Here is a 19,088-nt window from a genome sequence, read left to right as displayed (position 1 = left end):
TTTCAACCATTAATAAGCGGCTTCCCGTCGTATGTAGCCTCTTTTTAATGGTATATGGTCCAGTTCTTCAAATTCGGAGTTGTTGCTCATAAATTCCGGCACCAGCTCTTTCATCTTTTTCACGAGCGCATAATCATCTCCATGCCTGCTGATGCTGATAAGTTCTTCTATTTCTATCACCGCCTCATCACAACAGGGTACTACCCGCGCAATTTTTATTTTATCGTGATGGGTAGGCAATGTTTTTTCTTCCCTGTTGAGTAATTCTTCGTAGAGTTTTTCGCCGGGCCTCAAACCTGTATATACGATCTTTATATCTTCCTCCGGCACCAGACCGGCCAGCCGGATCATTTTCTTTGCCAGGTCAACAATTTTAACCGGCCGCCCCATGTCAAATACAAAGATCTCTGACCCTTTGCCCATGGTAGCCGCTTCCAGCACCAATTGTACTGCTTCGGGAATGGTCATGAAAAAGCGGGTGATCATGGGGTGGGTAACAGTGACCGGTCCGCCTGCTTCAATCTGCGCATGGAACCGGGGAATGACAGAGCCGTTCGACCCGAGCACATTACCAAAGCGGGTGGTGATGAATTTTGTTTGGGAGTGCATGGCATTAAAAACGAATTGCCGGCTCCAGGAGTTATGAATGTGAACGATATCATCGGCCGATTTATTCTGTACCATGTTGCTGAGCGATTGCACATACATTTCAGCAATACGTTTGGAGGTGCCCATTACGTTGGAAGGGTTCACGGCCTTATCGGTAGAGATCATCACAAATTTATGCACGTTGAAGAAGACGGCCAGGTCGGCCACGATCTTGGTGCCCATCACATTGGTCAGGATAGCTTCTGCCGGATGTTTTTCCATCATGGGCACATGTTTATAAGCCGCTGCATGGAATACGATATCGGGATGGTATTCCCGGAAAGGGATCTCCATGCGGTTGCGGTCCCTGATGCTGGCAATAAATATTTTGATGTTGACATCAGGATATTTCCCTTCCACTTCCAGTTGCATTTCATGCAGGTCCGATTCGGCCTGGTCACAAAGGATGACTGTATGCGGCTGATAAGACAATACCTGGTGCACAATCTCGGCCCCGATAGAACCGGCAGCTCCTGTGATCAGGATACGTTTGCCACACAGGTCACTGCTTATGTTCTGGTCATTGATGACAATGGGCTCACGTTGCAGCAGGTCTTCAATGCTCAGTTCCTGGATCTGCCGTATGCTTAGCCTGCCATACACCCATTGATCGGCAGGCGGCACGGTGAGCACTTTGATTCCCACCTGCAGGCATCTTTCAATAACGGCTTTTTTATCCTGGCTGGTCAGTTGATTGTTCATCAGGATGAGCTTATCCACGTTCTTTTTGATTTTCAGGAGACCCAGTGCCCGGATATGGAAGATCTTTACCTGCTGAATATAAGAGTTAATACGGTCGGGATTGGTATCGATAAAGCCTGCTATTACAAATTTATTGGTGGGACTGGATTCTATGGCCTGCTTAATAAGGATAGCTTCTGTATCCGTTCCATAGACCAGCACATTTTCCCTGTGCGTATTGGATATTCTTTTCACATAGTAATAGAAACCTCTCACCACCGTACGCAACAGGATGAGCAGGGAAGAGGCGATGAAGAAGTTGACGATGAGTACGCCGGCTATGTTCAAAGAACGTATGTTGTACCGCCTGGCCACAAAAAACTCAATAGCTACCGGGTACAGGAGGCTTACCAGCAGCACCGCCAGGAATATGCGCATCATATCATGGATGTTGGAATACCGGATGATGCCTGTATGGATACGCATACCATAAAAGATCAACAGGGTCATGATGCAATACACGCCTGTGTAGATAAAGAAATGCCCGCGCAGTATGATGGGGAATTCGAATTGCTTAACAATAAAGTAAGACAGTGAGAAAGAGGCGCCGCTGATGACTATGTCCACCATCAATACAACCCACCTGGGGACTGATCTGGCAGTAAAGAATAATTTTTTCATGATTGGCAGTAGCTTTAAGTGAATGATTGCCGTGAGTGGTCAGTGGTGATCGGTGAGTACGTTTGCTTCGATAGCGGCGGCAGCGCGTACACGCCCCACTACCCTGTTCAGGTCGTTTTCTGTAAGGTTGGAACCGGAGGGTAAGCATAGCCCTGCTTCAAAAAGCCGGTCGCTGGTATTGTTGCCATAATAAGGCGTGCCGGCAAATACCGGTTGCAGGTGCATGGGTTTCCAGAGGGGTCTGCAATCAATGTTATCGCGAATAAGCGCCAGGCGTATTTGCTCGCGCGTAAACTGGCTCCCTTCTATGAGTACTGTAGTTAACCAATGATTGGAATAATAAGCCGGGCCTGGTTCTTCCATACACCGTATGCCGGGTATGTCACCAAAGGCCTTTTTGTAAAAGTTAAAGTTGTTGCGGCGCTGGAGAATACGTTGCGGCAGTACTTCCATCTGGCCCCGGCCTATGCCCGCACACACATTGCTCATACGGTAATTGTAACCTATTTGTGAATGCTGATAATGCGGCGCTGTATCAAGGGCCTGGGTGGCCAGGAACCTGGCCTTGCTGACATATTCCGCATTGCGGGATACCAGCGCACCACCACCGGAAGTGGTAATGATCTTATTGCCATTAAAAGAAAAGATGCCTATATCCCCGAATGTACCTGCCTGTTGGCCATTATAAACAGAGCCCAGCGCTTCAGCAGCATCTTCTATCAACGGTATTTCATATTGCCGCGCAATAGACAGGATAGTGTCCATTTGGGCCGGCATACCATACAGGTGCACTACAATAATGGCTTTCGGCTTTTTACCCAGCCGTATACGGTCATGAATAGCCAGTTCGAGCAATTCAGGCGACATGTTCCAGGTAGCTTCTTCACTGTCCACAAATACCGGAACAGCTCCCTGGTATACGATGGGATTGGCTGATGCTGCAAATGTCATCGACTGACAAATGACCTCATCTCCTGCTTTTACGCCCAGCAGCACCAGGGCCAGGTGTAAAGCTGCCGTACCTGAGCTTAACGCTGCTACTTCTACTTCCTCCTGTAAAAATGCCCTCAGGTCCTGCTCAAATCCATTGACATGCGGTCCCAATGGCGCAATCCAGTTGGTATCAAAAGCCTCCTTCACATAGCCTGATTCCCTGCCTCCCATGTGGGGAGATGACAACCATATTTTTTCCTCCATGCTGTTTACTGTATAAGCTGTACGTCATCGAAAGAAGTGATCACCCAGGCAGGACAAGGGGATGCAGTGAATGTTTGTGGATGAATATTCGTGCCCCTGTCTTTGAGACAAACAGTGACCCAGCCAAGCCGGGCCGGCGCAACAAAATCCTTTCCGGTATTATCACCGAAGTAATAGAATTCATGACCAGGATATTTGTCCTCGAAATACCGGTAATTCCTTTCATCGGGTTTTGCTGAACCAAATTCTTCGGAAATGATAACATCTCGGAAGTAGTTTTCCAGTTGCAATGCTTTCAGCTTGTTCCTTTGTGTAATGCTTCTGCCGTCGGTGATGAGACCGGCCGGAATAGAAAGCGTCGCCAAACGCTGTAATAAGCCGGCAGCATCCCGGCTCAAGGTGATATGCGGTACATGTTCCCGGTATTCCTGTAATAAGCAATCCATCGTAAGGTCTGGCAGTAATGCATGGTATTGATCAATGATCCATTGAAATACATGCTCTCCGTTATGATACCGCTGCATCATTTCTTCATAAATACCTATCCCGCTCACGGGAACCAGTTTTGCAGCAATGGCCTTAAACCCTGACCTGAGGAAGTCTATCTCAGGGAATAATGTATCATCCAGGTCGAAGATGAAAAAGTGGCCGGGCTTAATTGGTATATCCATGTATGATCACTTCATCATCATAACGAAGCATTAATAACTGGTCTTCCCAATCTTCTGTATAAGCAATTGCTCCACCCTTAAAGTATTCTTCGATGAGCCAGCCGGGGTAATTGGCCCCTGCCTGGTAGCTGAGGGGGAAACCGCCGCCAAACCGTGCATTGATCTCGATGGCAATGATCCTGGCTGACAATCTGTGCAGGAAGAACTGCGCTGTGAGACAGCCGGCAGCGCCTTCAATCCAGGCCAGCTTTTCTTTGAGGTAAGTAAGCAAACCGTTCTTGCTGGTGATGCCTTTATTGATCTCACCGGCCCTTACCAGCATGCGTTTGCGTGGTACGATGCATTTAACATGACCTGTTCTGTCGTAATACATATCCACGGTATACTCATCATGGTACTCCCTGGACAGGTATTCCATAAAAAGAAAACGCTCACTGGTCAGGTGGTATTCAGACAGATCAGCTTCCCGGTGAACAACATAGGTGTCTACGCTGAGGCTTCCGTTGTAAGGTTTAATAAACAAGGGGAACCGGGGATGTTGTTTATCAATAGCCGCGGGTATGTCAATACCTCTTTGCTGAAAGAATACATGGGTCTTCCGCTTGTCCCTGCATTGCTCTATAAAGGAAGGGGAAGATATAATGATATGAATGCCTTCCCTGCTGAATATTTCTTTCTGAAATGCCAGCACCATCAGCTCTGTATCAATGGTGGGCACCACCATTTTAATGTTGTTGTTGCGGCAAAGCTCCAGTAGTTCGTCTATATACGCCGGGTCGGTAACTTTACGTACACGAAAATATCCGTCAGATACATTGCAGGCAGCACTTAATTCAGGACACATATCGGTAGTAAATACCTGGCACCCGGGGTAGGCTTTTGTTAATTCCTTTTTAAAGGCCCTTACGAGGGAAACCCTTTGTCCGGCAGATGTGATAAGAATGTTCATGAATTGTCTGCGCCTTTAAACCAGGGCATCGTAGCATGTCCCTGCTGGCTGATGCCTTCTGTTTTAAATACTTTTTTTATGGTAAGCCATAGTATCTTATTATCCAATTGCCAGCTTAGGTGATCAACATACCATATATCCAGTTCAAACTTCTGTTCCCAACTGATGGCATTGCGCCCGTTGACCTGCGCCCAGCCGGTGATGCCCGGCCGTATTTCATGCCGCCTGTTTTGCCTGGCCGAATACAAAGGCAGGTACTCTATCAATAAAGGCCGCGGACCGATCAGGCTCATTTCGCCTTTGATCACATTGATGAGTTGCAGCAACTCATCCAGGGAGGTTTTACGAATGAACTTTCCAAAACCGGTAAGGCGTGCTTCATCGGGCAGGAGGTTGCCTGCTGCATCTTTCCTGTTGTTCATGGTCCTGAATTTCAACAGCCGGAATATCCGCCCATTCCTGCCGGGCCTGTGCTGAAAGAAGAAAGGATCTCCCCTGTTCACCAGGCAAAGCAGCACGGTGATGAGCACAATAACCGGCAGCAGCAGCCCGAAAGCAATGCAGCTAACGACGAGGTCAATGAACCGCTTGCCATAGTGGCGATACAGGTACATGTTTGCTTAGTTGATCGGTGTATTCATGCAACAAGAGACTCCAGAAATGTTTTTGTTCATACCGCTCCACAATCATTTGCCGGGCCTGCCTTTTCAATTGGGCATACAGCACCTGGTTGACCATCAATATTTCCATAGCATCCCGGAGCGCCTCCCTGTTCTTTACAGGGATCACCCATCCATTGCGCTCCTGTTCTATGATCTCATTACAACCGTTGATATCGGTAACAATGGCCGGCAGGTGAAAGCAACCGGCCTGCATGGGTACGTTGGGAAAACCTTCCCGGTAGGAAGGAAATACCAATAGATGGCTTATCGCCAGCCAGGGACGTATATCCTGCTGGAAGCCGGCGTGAATAATATCTTTATCAGACGCAATGGTGGCGGCAGTATGCTGCGGCAGCGGATCAAGATCGGGTTCAAAGGGGCCTACCAGCAAAAGTTTTATACCCGTATATTTTTTCTTCAATGCCATAAAAGCATCTACCAGCTCTTCAATGCCTTTATCCCTGACGAGCCTGCCAATAAAAACAAACACAAAATCGCCGGTACCCAATGACAGCTCTTTTCGTAATTGACTGGCCGTTACTCCCAGTTCTTCGGTCAACCGGAAGAAATCCGTATCAATGCCATTGCTGCTGCCATTGCCTATTACCTGTATTTTACCAGCCTTACAGAACCTGTGCTGCAGCAGGAAGCCGGCCAGGTTACGGGAGTTGGGATATACTTTGGTAGCGCATAGATAGGTTACACGTTCGGTATATTGCAGTATTTTTCTTCTGAAGCCTTTTTGTTCCATGAGCGGAAGTCCTGCCACCGTGTGCAGCCGTATGGGTACGCCGGCTATGCGCGCCGCTATCATTCCCAGCAGCCCGGCTTTGGGCGTATGGGTGTGTACTATGTCTGGCTTTTCTTTTTTGAATAACCGGTATAAGCGCCATAAAGCCTTCAGGTCTTTCAGTGGTGTAATGGACCGCGTCATAGCAACAGGCACAGTTCTTACGCCTTCATTCCCGCCTGCTTCTTCCAGCTCCTTACCGGGCGATGAAACGGCCAGTATTTCAAAATGGTCCGACATGAATTGGAGCTGCTGCCGCAACAATACTTTCAATGAAACAGGTACTGTAGTGATGCGGATGAGTTTTGGCTTCATTTTGGCAAGTGGTGAGTGGTGAATGGCAAGTGGGCGTTTGCTTCGACTTTCTTTTGCTTCGTTGGTGCGGTACTCATTCCTCACATGGAGCGCGCGGCAGCGCAGCTCCCGGAGGAATGAGCATCCGCTGTATAAGTTGTTAAAACAACTCCAGGTCACCGATGGAATAACACCAGTTTTTGGTGTTTAATAAATACTTAAAATTCTCCTGCATGTTAAGGTCCTTCAGCGTAATTACAGGCCCCAATTGCCGTACCGGCAATAAGCCCATCCACCGGAAGCAGCGCCGGTAAGCCCGGTACTGGTAACCGGAGAAGGAGATAAAATCTATCTGGTGCTGCTCACAAAATGACAGTACCTGCTTTTTAATGGCCTTGCGTAAGTAAGACTCATCGGCGCGTAGGTCGAACTGCACAAAATCAACCAGCCGCAGCTCTTTGGCATAAGCATGCCGCTTGATACGGCCGATGAGCAGGAACTGCTCCTGATCGGTAAAATAATTGTAGGTGTACAGTGGATTATTAGCATACCGCCAGGATATGTACTGCGGTGAAAGCACCGTTGATAACTGTCCCTCCTGCTGAACGTAATCATCCGGGATATTCAATACATCAAATGTCCACTTCTGGAAAGGAGTCGGATCTCCTTCCTGGCGGGCATATTTTTTTTTGTCAAAAAGCCGGACCCGGACTATGGAGAAAGGCCGCAGAAGTTTGCACTTGAGCGGCATTCTGCCCTGTACTATCCATCCCATTTTCAAATAGCCGGGCCGGCTTTGCCCGTTGGGTGTATTGAATACAAACAATACACCCTGTTGGCGGCAACTCTCCGCTTGCTGCAGTGTAAGTTTTTTAAAGATCCCTTTTCCCTGGAAATCCGGATGGGTGGCTGTATCCACCGCACGGACAGCCCTGTATATTTTTCCATTGCGCACCCACTCCCATTGCATAAAGGCCCTGACCCCAATGAGCTGCCCCTCTTCTTCCGCCACCAATATGTAAGAGGGTCCAAACGGATTTTGCTCATGTTTCCACTGCCATAAAGCTTCTGATTTGGGAATAGACGATTCACCCAGTGATTTACGGAGCAGGTCTATGATCGCCGTCCTGTCATTGGGGGTAGCTGGTCGCACCAACATGGCTTTGTATACAATTTTGCTGACTTACTCCAAACAGATGGGTGGCATACTCTCCCATGTTCCAGCTTTTCATACCATATTGCTCCCTGCATGTTGTGTATTGCTGTAACAGGATGCGAAGGCTTTCCATGTTTTCTTCCGGATGATCGCCAAAGTTTTCCGGGTGCCACCAAAGGTGATAGCATTCTTTCCGGATGGCAGCCGTACGCAGTTCCTGGCATAGCCGCCTTAAACGCCATTTGTTGGCAAACCTGTATTCAGATCGCCAGGGGCGCAGAAAGCGGCTGGCAGGTAAACGTAATGGCTCACCTGGTATTACCTGGACACTGCTCAACGGGTAAGAGGTCCTGGTACCACCTACCTGTATATACGCATCTGCTGTGCGCATTATTTTACGGAGAATGCCCGCCCCCCTGTTGCTCACGGGGCTCCAGAACCAGTGAACCGGATTGGTACGTATAGTAGTAATGCCTTGTTCGAAGCATGTTTTGAGATAAGCCGGGTTGAATTGATTCCTGGGGAATACCAGGGAGGTAAGTTTTGTATTGAACAAGGCAGCCGCCCTTTGTGCTGCCCGGCAATCAGCTTCAAAAGCCATTGGCTCGTGCTGTTGTTCCAGGCAATAGAAATGACTGAAGGTATGTGAACCCAGTTCCTGTCCGGGATAACGGAGGATTTCTTTAATGGTTTGCGGGGCAAAATGCGCCCAGTGGTATTGCGGAGAAAGTCCATGCTGCGCTACCCACCGGTAAGCTGAATATTGCTCCAGGCTGTAGCCGGGCTCAATGGCCGGCTTCAACAATTCCCACTCCTGCTGGTCTTTTGCAAATAAACTTCCTACCGTAGCCCAGGTTACATGTACGTTGGCGGCAGCAAACTGCTCCAGCATACGGGGTATTAACTGCAGGGTATTCCGGTAACAGGCTGCTCTTTTCTGCCGGTCCTTTTTATCAAAGACGCCCCAGTGGAGTTCAAAATCGAGTGATATAGTAAAGATGCCTTCCATATTGCAAGGATTTTCTTAGATGTAGCACTTCTTACAGAGCAGGGGCCTGTGACAGCCTCCTTTCCATAGCCTTTTTCTTTTTATTGACTACGATGCCTTTTTTATAATCCATGAAGGCGAGCAGGATGAAGAGAAAAAAATACATGACCATACTTTTTTGCCGGATGATGATGCCGAGGTTGGATAGGGCGCCGGATAAAGCAAAGGAAGTGGCCAGGAAAACAACTGCACTGGTTTTTACCAGTGCCGGACTTTTTCGCATGAACCCGGTAAAGTTACCGTTGAACACGCCGGCAGCCATCCATAAGTAGAACAGGTTTTCAAAAGATACAATGAAGCCAATGGGACCGGGTGCATCCACAAACAGCGGGCGGAACCAAAAGGTAAATAGCTTCAATGGCAGTGGATAACCCGAAATATCAATTCCGGAACCGGCTTTGGCCAGCTCCACAGAACGTTGAGCGGCAAGCTGATCAAAACTCTCCAGCAGGTTCTCACTGTCCAGGTTGGCAAAGGCCATGACATCATCATACAAAAAGAAGACAGCTACTCCCACCCCTGCAAATACGAGGAGCTTTTGATACCACGGTACTCTTGCCCTCGCTGTTATCAATCCTGCCAGGATACCGAGGCCCATCAGGAAAAACACGTGGGGGCGTACATGATAGATGATCAGTAACCCAATGAGCAAAGCGATCTTCCTGCTCTTCAACCGGCTGAGGCCATACATGGCCATGCCAAGAGCGAGAAATATAACAGACCCCTTGCCCAGTGAGGCTGTCCAATAGTGCATATTGGGCAAAAAGATGATGAGGCTTACCAGGTCAATGCCCTGCAGGGAATGTTTAAAGCGAATGTTTTCCCGGAATACAATGTAGAAAAAAACAAATCCCCAGTAACCGAGCCAGGCAAATAATACCATCATCATTTCATAAGAGAACCCGAGATAGTTGATAAATGGCCATGCCAGGAAATCAATAAAAGGCGTGCCGGTGCCATAGGCTGCTGCCCAGCTTTCATACTCCGTTTGTGAACGCTCGTAATAAGCCACGGAATCCGAGGCAGAAGATTGTACATAGATGTAGTAAATGGCAGCAAACAGGATATGGTACCAATAGAGTTTTCTCATAAGCCCCGCCGGCAATGCCGTAAAATGTGCTTTCACCGCCTGGAGCAATGGCAGGGTAATACCAAACAGTCCTAATATTAAGAACAATGCACCCATCACCGCCTGGGATTGTTTTGTATTACCCGGTTATAGATGGTCTCCAACCAGGCTACCATTTTCTTCATGCTAAAATGCTGTACTACTGTTTGGCGGGCGGCTCTTTTCATAAGGGCTAATCTTTTCGGCTGGAATAACAAGGCCGACAGCCGGTGCGCCAGTTGCCAGGGATCGGATACCGGCACCAGCAAACCATTCACCTCATCCCGTATCACTTCGGGTATACCACCGGCATCAGTACAGGCCGGCACACACTCCATACTCATGGCTTCCAGCAAAGCAATGGGCAGCCCTTCAAATTCAGAGCACATCATAAAAATGTCCATGGCTTTGAGCCAGGGCCGCATCTCCGTTTGAAGGCCGGCAAAGTATACATGTGATTCCATATCCAGTTCCCGGGCCTTTTGATGCACTTCATTTCTTAATATACCATCTCCCACTATGATGAACCGGATACCAGGGTGTTTTTTCTGTAACCGGCTGGCTATTTCCAGCCATATTGTAAGACGCTTTTGCACACGGAATACGCAGGCAATGCCAATAACGGTGGCGTTTGCCGGGATGTTCAATTCCCTGCGTATATCCCGTTCCATGTGCCGGCAGCGGGTGAATTTGCCGGTATCAATACCATTCTGCACCACCTGTATACGGGGTCTCTCTCTATGGTAATGTGTTTGAATAGACCTGGCTACCTCGCCCGAAACGGCGATCACCTGTTGCTGGCTGGCAAAGCTTAGTTTGTTCATCCAATAAGTGAGCTTGTGGTATCGCTCCCATTTATTATGTTCCGTGTATACCACCGGTATACCGGTGAGGCGGCCTACGATGCGGCCAACAATACCGGCCCAGGGCAGGTGACAATGGATGAGCTGTATATTATGTGCTCTTACATAGGCAGCGATCTTCCCCGCTTTCATGATGATTTCAACATTGTTCTTTGCCGGGAAACATACCACCGTTCCTCCTTCCTGTTCTATTTCATGAACTACCTGGTTTTTCCAGGGCAGGAAGTACAGGTAGTGAAAGTCAAACTTTTCTTTGTCATGCGTACTCAATGATGCAGGCAACAGCAATTCTGCGCCTCCCCGGCCCAGTGATTTTATGATATGCAGGATGGCTACCCGAGGTGGTTGCAGGATATATTCCTTTTTCGAAACGGGTGTTGTTGCTGTTGTCATGTTACAGGCGCCTAGATTACTTTTTGAATATGGTATATTTCTTTCCAATGCCGTACCACTGATTCGTAAATGCTGATAAACCTCCTGGCGATCCATTTATTGAGGTATCCCGATATAACTAACTGGTAAGCATTTTGCACCAGGAAAATTGCTTCCTCTTTATTTTCGATCACTTCCCGGATAGCATTGACAAAGGCGGTTTCATCGCCTTTTTGTACAAGAAGACCGGTATCATTATTCACCAGTATTTCTTTTATCCCTCCCACATCATAAGCCACTACAGGTATTTTGCAATAAAAGGCTTCCAGGATGACGCCGGGCAGCCCTTCAATGATGCTGGGCAGGAGCAGCGCATCAGCCGCTGCAATGATGGGCATCACTTCTTTCTGTATGCCATAAAACCTGATGCTGGCGCTTAATCCTTTTTGCCGTACAATTTCTTCCATCTCTTTTTTCAGGGGGCCATCACCCACCAGGTGAAGGCGGGCATGGGGATAGATGGTTAACAGTTCCTGGAAAATAGCAATAAGCCGTATATGATTCTTTTCATAGGTAAACCCGCCTACATGCACCAATACAGGCGCCACACCGCTGCCATTGTGCCTGGCAGTATCTTTTTTTTCTATTACCGGTGTTTCTTCAATGCCTATTGGAACCACCATGATCTTGTCCCTGCAACCGGGAAACAGCACCACAAAATCAGCAGCCGATGTTTTACTGACGGAGATGATCTTATCGGCATACCGGAAAAGAAAGCCGTTCCATATTCTGGCGGGCCAGGTTTTAATATACAGGCTGATGGTGCTGGCATTCCGGAAAACAATGGGTTGTTTCCAGCCAAAGACAAGTTTGGAAAATACAGCGTATTTCAGGGTATCGCCGGCATTAGCCTGGATCACATCAGGCCGTTCTTCCCGGATGATGCGGGCCAGCCTGCGCCATGCCCGGATATTCCATAAGCGATGGCCTGGTTTTCCGCCGAGGTTGAGTGTTTTTCCATCAAATGGCAATTGAACATTACCGGGGAATACAGCCACTAAAATGACTTTATGACCATGCCGGTGTGTATGGGCGGCCAATTGCGCTGCAAAGATCTCAGCGCCCCGCATTTGAGGCTTTTGAACCAGGTGAAGGATGGTCATGTTTTTCCGGTAGTTACCTTATTCAAATAATTTTCCCATTTGCGGGCTATCGCGTCCAGTTCAAAATGCTGCAGTGCCTGTTCATGTGCTTTAGCGGCCATTTCTCCTGCCATTTGCCTGTTGCCGGTGAACCATGCCAGGGCGCCGGTAATGCCAGCTACTGAGCCGGTCTCAAACAGGTAACCGGTTTCGAGGTGCCTGATCATTTCTTTATTGGCGGGTATGTTGCTGGCCAGTACAGGTAGCCCCGACAGCATGGCTTCTACCAGGGCGCCGCTGAAGCCTTCACTCCGGGAAGGGAACACAAAACAATCATACTCCCGGATAAGCGTGGCCACATCATTCCTGTTTCCCAACAGCGTCACCTGCTCTGTTAGTTGCAGCTCCCTTATCAAGGCCGACAGGGAGGCCCGTTCGGGCCCTTCGCCGGCAATATGCAGCGTGGCGCCGGGATGAAGCTGCAGAAAGGCCTGGAAGGCCAGAATGAGATCACGCTGGCCCTTAACCAATACCAGTCTTCCAATGCTAAGGAAACGGACCGGTTTTCCCGGAAGTATGCTATGCGGCCGGAAGGTGAACTGCCGGCTGTCCCTGCCCCGATGGATCACCTCAATTTTCTCTGGCGGAATCCCCAATTGAATAGCATTCGTTTTTTTGATCGCCGCAGAGTTAGCTATAAATCCTTTACAGAACCGGGCCGTTGTTTTGTTCAGCAACCTGAATAGTGCAACCCCTATTTTTGCTTTCCCTGATAAGAACTGGTTATAGGCCTTTCCATACAGGTCACTTACCAATGTACCCACTACCGGTATATGGCAGGCGTATGCTACTATCCTCGCTACCAGCTCGGACCGTGTTAAACAGGCTACTACCAGGTCCGGCTGTTCTGTTCTGACCACTGTTTTTAATTTTTTGCAGGCACTGTAAAAGCCATATTTCTTCCGCAGGTTTATGGAGTGTACAGTAACCCCCTTGTCAATAAACTGTTGCTTTAACAGATCACCTGCGTAAAGATGGCAAACAACCGGCTGTAGCTCCTGGAAGCGGGTAACGATGTCCAGCAGGCTTTGTTCGGCGCCACCTGGCTGTAAGGTGTCAATCACAAACAAGACCTTTTTTGCTGCAGCCGGCTGTCTCCCGACCAGGAGTCTGGCGCCTTGCTTATTGTTCAGCCCTGTAGTTGTAGTGGTCGCCAATGGTTCCATTGCTTTTATTTTCTTCTATAGCAATTTTGTCTGCCGGCGAATGCTGCCCGGTATCTCCAAACAGGATAGTAATATTTTCTCCTTTAAATGACAGGGTATAATCCATATTGCTGATAGCCCGGAAAAAGGCAGCGGCACAGCCAGGCCTGAACCAATCATGTACTTCTATCACGATGCAACCCACTTTGTGCAGCCATGCGTAGTTATCAGAAAAAAGCTCTTTTTCAGATCCTTCAATATCAATTTTCAACAGGTCAATTTTCCGGAGCTGGTATATCTCTATAATGTCATTGATCGTAACGGACTGCACGACTGCTTTCTCTTCCTTACTTTCTTCTTTTACCTGGTAACTATACGCACCACCGCCATTATCAAATACCCCCAGGTTTTTATGGGAGTGCCAGATGGCATTGTTCATACAATGAACGGCTGGCAAGCCGGCAACGTTCTTCACCAGCAAATCGTAGTTGGCTTTTTCCGGTTCTACGGCAATGATCTGCGCCTGTGGATACCTGTTTTTGAAATAAATAACCGAGAGGCCGATATTGGCGCCCAGATCTACAATCACATTCACCCTTTCAGGCTTCAGTGCTTTTATATTATACTGCTCAAAAGCCAGCACCTGCCGGAATACACAAAAGTCAGTGGTGCCTTTTCGGAGATGCACATGGCGCCCTTTCCATCTGGCTTTATACTCTTCAGCCGCTGCAAAAATGCTGATACTAAGCAGTAGTGTCTTGATAAGACCCATCCTGTAAATGAACCTCAGCGTAGTTACCACCTGCTTGTTGAATTTTTGTCCTTTCACTGTGTAAGATTTAAGATGTAGGGGGGATCGTCAGGTTAATTTGTCGAAGCCGCCTTCGACAGGCTCAGGCTGACATTGGATTTTGACCTATTGAATTTCAATGTATGCGGATCAAGCGTTTTCCCTCCTATGCCCCTCATGCCGTGCCATATACCCAACAGCCTCAGTTTTATCCGCTGAAACCTGTCGGGCGCCCACAGCGCAGCCGCGATCAGGAGCTTTGCCTGCAGGAAAATATAGCCCAGTAGGTTGATCCATGAGAAGTATTGCTTTAGAATGAGCAGGTGATTCCTGGAAGAATAATATCCTCTCCACAAGGTGGCGCGCGTAAACCTGCCTTGCCCGCCCAGGTAAAGTCTGTTATCCGACCCGTTCTGTAATACGCCAATGGTAAAGCCGTGCTTCCTCAACCTCATGCAATATTCATGATCATCACACATCATAAAGAACTTTTCATTGACTACACCTACCGCCCGGATAGCCGCTGTTCTTATCAGGGCGCCGTCTATCAATGCATAATCAGCTTGCTGCAACTGAAGACCAGGGGTCAGCGGTATCTTCTTTCCAAACCGGATGCGTGCACCGTGCAGGCCAAGCAGGGAAAATTCAGTGGTTTTGATATGATCTATTAATTCCCTGAGTGCATGCTTTTCATAAAAGGTATCATCATCCAGTATCCAGAAATAATCGTAGGCGCTAAGCGTAAGCCCATAGCTCATAGCCCTGGCAATAGCCCCGGCCGACCCGATATTGGCATCGAGATACAGGCAGTGTATGTTTTCCCGGTCCTGCAGGGTGTACAGAAAATCCCGGGTGCCGTCGGTGCTGTTATTATCCGCAATGAGGATGGTGGCAGGTGGAACAGTTTGCGCCAGGATGTGCTCAAGCGCCGTTCTTAACGTTTCAAGCCGGTTATAAGTGACGATTACAGCACAAACTTTTTCAGACATGTTGTACGTTTTATTAAGCTGATGTAACAGCAGGCAGGCTGATCATAAAAATGCATATTTAAATACCCGCATGTAGTTGATCCACCGAACGGGATTATGCCGGATAGCCTTGAATAAGTATGCCACCGATTCGCTTCTCTTCCTGAGTTTATAGCTTGAAAAAGCAATGGTGGAATAAACGTTGGCTATTTCCTTCCTGTCGTTTTCATACATAAACCGGTAGTGCTTTTGTATAAACTGGATACCGCCCTCCCTTCTTCTTTTCCAGTTGGTACGGATGCGCTCGCCCTCGTGTACATTGATCTGAACGAGGTATTCATTGATCACCACCGCCTTCAGGGGGGTATTCCTCAGGTAAGCCAGCAGCCTGTAGCCAAGATCGGTTTGAATGTTGGACCTGAGGGATGCATCATACCCACCAATATCCTCAAAGACCAATCGTTTAATAAATAAAGAACCGCAGGTGAACTTGAGGTAGTATGTTTTACCAAAAAAGTGGAACTCATTCATGCCTTCCTTTGCCAGCAATCCATCCGGGTATTTGCGGATGGCGCCTGCACAAAGAATGCCGGTATCCTCTTTAATATGTTCCTGCACTGTTTGCAGCCAGCCCGGGTAGGCTTCATCATCACTGTCCAGGAAAGTAATGTAATCGCCGGTGGCGTGTGCAGCTCCTTTGTTCAGGCTATCTGCCTGCCCGGAATTAGGTTTCTTAATGTATTTAATCCTGCCATCCGACAGGTAAGGTTGTATCACCTGCTCCGTATTGTCCGTTGAGCCATCATCTACAATGATCAACTCCCAGTTACGGTAGGTTTGATCCAGTATACTCCGGATGGTGTTTTGCACCAACACTTCCCGGTTATAAGTAGGTGTAATAATAGTGATCATAAAACGGTCGGGTTGTCAGGTGAATATTATTTTCAGGCAATTGGCCAACTGTTTCTTCTTAATGAAATGTTTGATGTACCTTTTTTTTCTCCTGTTTATTTCTTTCCTGATCTCAACAGCCTGCTCCCTGTTGAAAAAGGCGGAGCGCTGCATGAGTTTCCTCGTATGTATGGTTTGCCGGTATTGCTCTACCTGGCTTTTACCGGAATAGGTGCCTCCCGCATGTATGCGATAATGAGCGCCTACAAAGCCCAGATCGGCCGCGCCGCCATAGCGGGAAAGCATGCCGAATAAAAAGGTATCCCCGCTTTTTACCTCGAATATTTCCCGGGGAAACCGGTCAATGCAGTTCCTGAATACGACTGCCAGGGTGGGGATACTGATGTGCAGAATATCCTTCCAGCTATAGAAAATGGGAACTTCTGCCGGTTCCTGCTGCTGTATGATCCTGTTATCCTGGTCGACCGAGTTGATCCGGTGAAAGCACAAAACACATTCAGGATGCTGTTCCAGGAAATCCACCTGCTTCTGTAATTTATCCGGATCCGTCCAGTAATCGTCTCCATCACAAATAGCAATGTACGGGCTGGTGATCTTTGCAAAACAATATTCAAAATGGTTCCGTGCAGCGCCTACATTCCGGTTGTGATAGATGGGCCTGATAATGTCCGGATACTTTTCTTCAAAAGACCGGATAATGTTCCGGGTATTATCAGTAGAACAATCCTCCCCGATCACGACCTCAAAAGGGAAGCTGGTTTTTTGCATCAATAACCCTTCCAGGCACTGACCAATGTATTTCTCATGGTTATAGGTGATGGTGCAAACCGATACGAGCGGAGGCATTGGGTTCAGGTATTTGCCGCAGGTTCGCTGCGGAGGATGAAAAATACTCTTCTTTCAGTATTGACATGATCACCTGGTCTTCAAATACGCCCTGCTTATAAACAGATCCTCTTAAAACCCCTTCCCGCACAAAACCGATCTTTTCGTATAGATGGATGGCCCTTGTATTCCTGACCAGCACAGTAAGGTAAATGCGGTACAGGTTAAGGTCGCAGAAGCCGTGGGCAAGCACCAGCCGGGAAGCGATCTGTCCAGCCCCTTTATTCCAATATCTCCTTTCGCCAATGGCAATAGAAAATTCAGCGGACTGATTGATGGCATGAATACCGGTTAATTGGGTAGTGCCTATCATACATTCATTGGCCTCCTCTATAATGGCAAAACGTTTTGCCTTATCCCTGTTCTGCAGGTATTGTTCAAACCAGGCATCATCCACATCGCGTGAAATATACAGGAAGTTATTGCCCAGCAGGCTGATGATCTCCGGGTCATTGCGCCACCGGTTGATCAATGGCAGGTCGTCATGACGGATCTCTCTTAATATAAATGACATATCATCGGTTTTGCTTATCCCTGCCCTGGCTTATAAAATCTTTTGGCAGGAGGTTGGTACCATTCATCCAGGTCAACCGGCACCCGGGCATTATAGCCAATTACCTGGCGCACCTCTTCTGAAAACTCCTCATCGTTGTTACGGTCGTAGCCAATCAGGCGGGGGTAATCGAGTTGCTGCTTCATAAAAGGCCGGGAAAAGGTGAGTGTAAGCGCCCTTCTAGCTTTATCGGTTGTATTTTTTCCAGCGGCATGCCACACCAGTGAATCGAACAGGATAATATCACCGGCTTTCCCTATGGCCCTGTCGGCATGCTCATAAAAATATATTTCATCAGGTCTTTCATCGTATTTGTTAGAACCTGACAAAAAATAGGTTGCCCCATTTTCCAATGTAAAATCATCCAGCATCACCAGCATGTTCATCATCATGGGAATATTATAAAAGGTGCGGATATCGCGGTGCATGTTGCATACGTAGGAAGCTTTATGCGGCAAATTAATAACCCCTCCAAAAGAATTCAGGATATAAGGAACACTAAAAAACGATTTTATATAATCATGTAACTCCAGCCTTTTAATAAATTGCAGAAAGACCGGTTGTTGACCAAGCACATGATGTACAGTACCATCTGTATTCCCGGCCAGCCCATTTCTAAGCTGTATATTCCGGCAGATCTCATAGGTTGTTACCAGTGCGCTGTTTAGTTCGTCTACAAAAGCGGGTTCGAGACATTGTTTAAAGTGTACCCAGCCATTTTCTTTAATAGCAGTAAGAAAATCTGTTATCGGCATCATAATATAATATTTTGTAACTAAAAAGCAATATTGATGATCAATCACAATATGCTTAGGCCAACCGATACTTATCCAGCATATTAATAACCTGTTCTTTGGGATTAAACATCAAGACGTCTATTATTGAAAGATGAGGAACAAAGTATCTCTTAAACTGAGGATAAGTAACAATTCCGCTATCAATAAAAAAGAGATCAACCCCATGTTCTTTGAACAGTTCTTTGTTGTACAAGCTTCTTCCGCCGATAAGGTTTATATATTCTGTTGAGTTACTCTGCCTGCAGATATCCAGTATTCTTTCTATTGATTTAAGGTGAGCGTTATTGTATATTTTTGAGCTCTCCACAAAATCTTTTTTAATTTCAAGATAAGCCATTACTTCTTCAATACTCTTTCTCGAATAATCTACCAGTCTGTTACTTTTAATATACACAACAGAGGCTACCAACGGGAATACCTCTTTTAAGAAGGGCGCCTTCGCATAGTTCAATCGTATCGACTTCAGTAATTTGTCCTTCCATTGGATCCTGTCATTTACTATTATTTCATCGATATGCTTAAAGGGACTGGCATTTTTCATTATTACATTGATATAGGAAGGAATACCGTTTATTAAAATACGGTTACGATTGATCCATCCCCCCTTGATATAATTGACATCATCATAAAAAACGAACCTGTCAACAGCCTTTACCATTTGGTAATAGGCGATATAAGGGAAAAAATAGGGTTGCATGATAGCAAGCTTCACGGAT

General features: G+C 47.3%; 19 protein-coding genes. All 19 read right to left on the bottom strand.

Annotated elements, in window-relative coordinates:
* Window positions 1–9: 9 nt before the first annotated feature.
* Window positions 10–2,010 (bottom strand): polysaccharide biosynthesis protein, encoded by a 2,001-nt coding sequence (locus HB364_RS20125; RefSeq protein WP_167290122.1) that lies wholly within the window; start codon window positions 2,008–2,010, stop codon window positions 10–12.
* A gap of 39 nt (window positions 2,011–2,049) precedes the next feature.
* A complete protein-coding gene (locus tag HB364_RS20120; RefSeq protein ID WP_167290121.1) occupies window positions 2,050–3,207 on the bottom strand; it encodes a DegT/DnrJ/EryC1/StrS family aminotransferase in 1,158 nt (385 codons plus the stop codon).
* A 5-nt stretch (window positions 3,208–3,212) separates the two neighbouring features.
* A complete protein-coding gene (locus HB364_RS20115) occupies window positions 3,213–3,878 on the bottom strand; it encodes an HAD family hydrolase (protein ID WP_167290120.1) in 666 nt (221 codons plus the stop codon).
* Window positions 3,862–4,827, bottom strand: coding sequence for an ATP-grasp domain-containing protein (locus HB364_RS20110; RefSeq protein WP_167290119.1), 966 nt, complete (start codon window positions 4,825–4,827; stop codon window positions 3,862–3,864). The genes HB364_RS20115 and HB364_RS20110 overlap by 17 nt, the downstream gene beginning before the upstream one ends.
* On the bottom strand, window positions 4,824–5,441 hold the full coding sequence (locus HB364_RS20105) for a sugar transferase (RefSeq protein ID WP_167290118.1): 618 nt from the start codon (window positions 5,439–5,441) through the stop codon (window positions 4,824–4,826). The genes HB364_RS20110 and HB364_RS20105 overlap by 4 nt, the downstream gene beginning before the upstream one ends.
* Window positions 5,404–6,594 carry a glycosyltransferase family 4 protein gene (locus HB364_RS20100; protein WP_167290117.1) on the bottom strand — a complete coding sequence of 397 codons (1,191 nt, stop codon included), beginning with the start codon at window positions 6,592–6,594 and terminating at the stop codon, window positions 5,404–5,406. The genes HB364_RS20105 and HB364_RS20100 overlap by 38 nt, the downstream gene beginning before the upstream one ends.
* Window positions 6,595–6,733: 139 nt before the next feature.
* Window positions 6,734–7,732 (bottom strand): GNAT family N-acetyltransferase, encoded by a 999-nt coding sequence (locus tag HB364_RS20095; RefSeq protein WP_167290116.1) that lies wholly within the window; start codon window positions 7,730–7,732, stop codon window positions 6,734–6,736.
* Window positions 7,704–8,738 (bottom strand): polysaccharide deacetylase family protein, encoded by a 1,035-nt coding sequence (locus HB364_RS20090; RefSeq protein WP_167290115.1) that lies wholly within the window; start codon window positions 8,736–8,738, stop codon window positions 7,704–7,706. The genes HB364_RS20095 and HB364_RS20090 overlap by 29 nt, the downstream gene beginning before the upstream one ends.
* 31 nt (window positions 8,739–8,769) lie before the next feature.
* On the bottom strand, window positions 8,770–9,963 hold the full coding sequence (locus HB364_RS20085; RefSeq protein WP_167290114.1) for a hypothetical protein: 1,194 nt from the start codon (window positions 9,961–9,963) through the stop codon (window positions 8,770–8,772).
* A complete protein-coding gene (locus HB364_RS20080) occupies window positions 9,963–11,141 on the bottom strand; it encodes a glycosyltransferase (RefSeq protein ID WP_167290113.1) in 1,179 nt (392 codons plus the stop codon). Before HB364_RS20080 ends, HB364_RS20085 begins: the two co-directional genes overlap by 1 nt.
* 11 nt (window positions 11,142–11,152) lie before the next feature.
* Window positions 11,153–12,283, bottom strand: coding sequence for a glycosyltransferase family 4 protein (locus HB364_RS20075; RefSeq protein WP_167290112.1), 1,131 nt, complete (start codon window positions 12,281–12,283; stop codon window positions 11,153–11,155).
* Window positions 12,280–13,488 (bottom strand): glycosyltransferase family 4 protein, encoded by a 1,209-nt coding sequence (locus HB364_RS20070; RefSeq protein ID WP_167290111.1) that lies wholly within the window; start codon window positions 13,486–13,488, stop codon window positions 12,280–12,282. Before HB364_RS20070 ends, HB364_RS20075 begins: the two co-directional genes overlap by 4 nt.
* The gene (locus HB364_RS20065) at window positions 13,445–14,296 is read right to left on the bottom strand and encodes an FkbM family methyltransferase (protein WP_167290110.1); all 852 of its coding nucleotides are present in this window, start codon (window positions 14,294–14,296) and stop codon (window positions 13,445–13,447) included. Before HB364_RS20065 ends, HB364_RS20070 begins: the two co-directional genes overlap by 44 nt.
* Window positions 14,297–14,331: 35 nt before the next feature.
* Window positions 14,332–15,246, bottom strand: coding sequence for a glycosyltransferase (locus HB364_RS20060; protein WP_167290109.1), 915 nt, complete (start codon window positions 15,244–15,246; stop codon window positions 14,332–14,334).
* Window positions 15,247–15,288: 42 nt separating this feature from the next.
* Window positions 15,289–16,137, bottom strand: a complete 849-nt coding sequence (locus tag HB364_RS20055; RefSeq protein WP_167290108.1) for a glycosyltransferase family 2 protein — start codon at window positions 16,135–16,137, stop codon at window positions 15,289–15,291.
* Between the two features lie 15 nt (window positions 16,138–16,152).
* The gene (locus HB364_RS20050; RefSeq protein ID WP_167290107.1) at window positions 16,153–16,983 is read right to left on the bottom strand and encodes a glycosyltransferase family 2 protein; all 831 of its coding nucleotides are present in this window, start codon (window positions 16,981–16,983) and stop codon (window positions 16,153–16,155) included.
* Entirely contained in the window at window positions 16,946–17,536 is a 591-nt protein-coding gene (locus HB364_RS20045) for a GNAT family N-acetyltransferase (protein WP_167290106.1), read from the bottom strand. The genes HB364_RS20050 and HB364_RS20045 overlap by 38 nt, the downstream gene beginning before the upstream one ends.
* 14 nt (window positions 17,537–17,550) lie before the next feature.
* On the bottom strand, window positions 17,551–18,333 hold the full coding sequence (locus HB364_RS20040) for a phytanoyl-CoA dioxygenase family protein (RefSeq protein ID WP_167290105.1): 783 nt from the start codon (window positions 18,331–18,333) through the stop codon (window positions 17,551–17,553).
* A gap of 52 nt (window positions 18,334–18,385) precedes the next feature.
* A complete protein-coding gene (locus tag HB364_RS20035) occupies window positions 18,386–19,069 on the bottom strand; it encodes a WbqC family protein (protein ID WP_208420027.1) in 684 nt (227 codons plus the stop codon).
* Between the last annotated feature and the right edge of the window lie 19 nt (window positions 19,070–19,088).

The organism is Paraflavitalea devenefica (genome assembly GCF_011759375.1).
Lineage (GTDB): Bacteria > Bacteroidota > Bacteroidia > Chitinophagales > Chitinophagaceae > Paraflavitalea > Paraflavitalea devenefica.
This window is presented reverse-complemented; position numbering and strand designations above follow the sequence as displayed.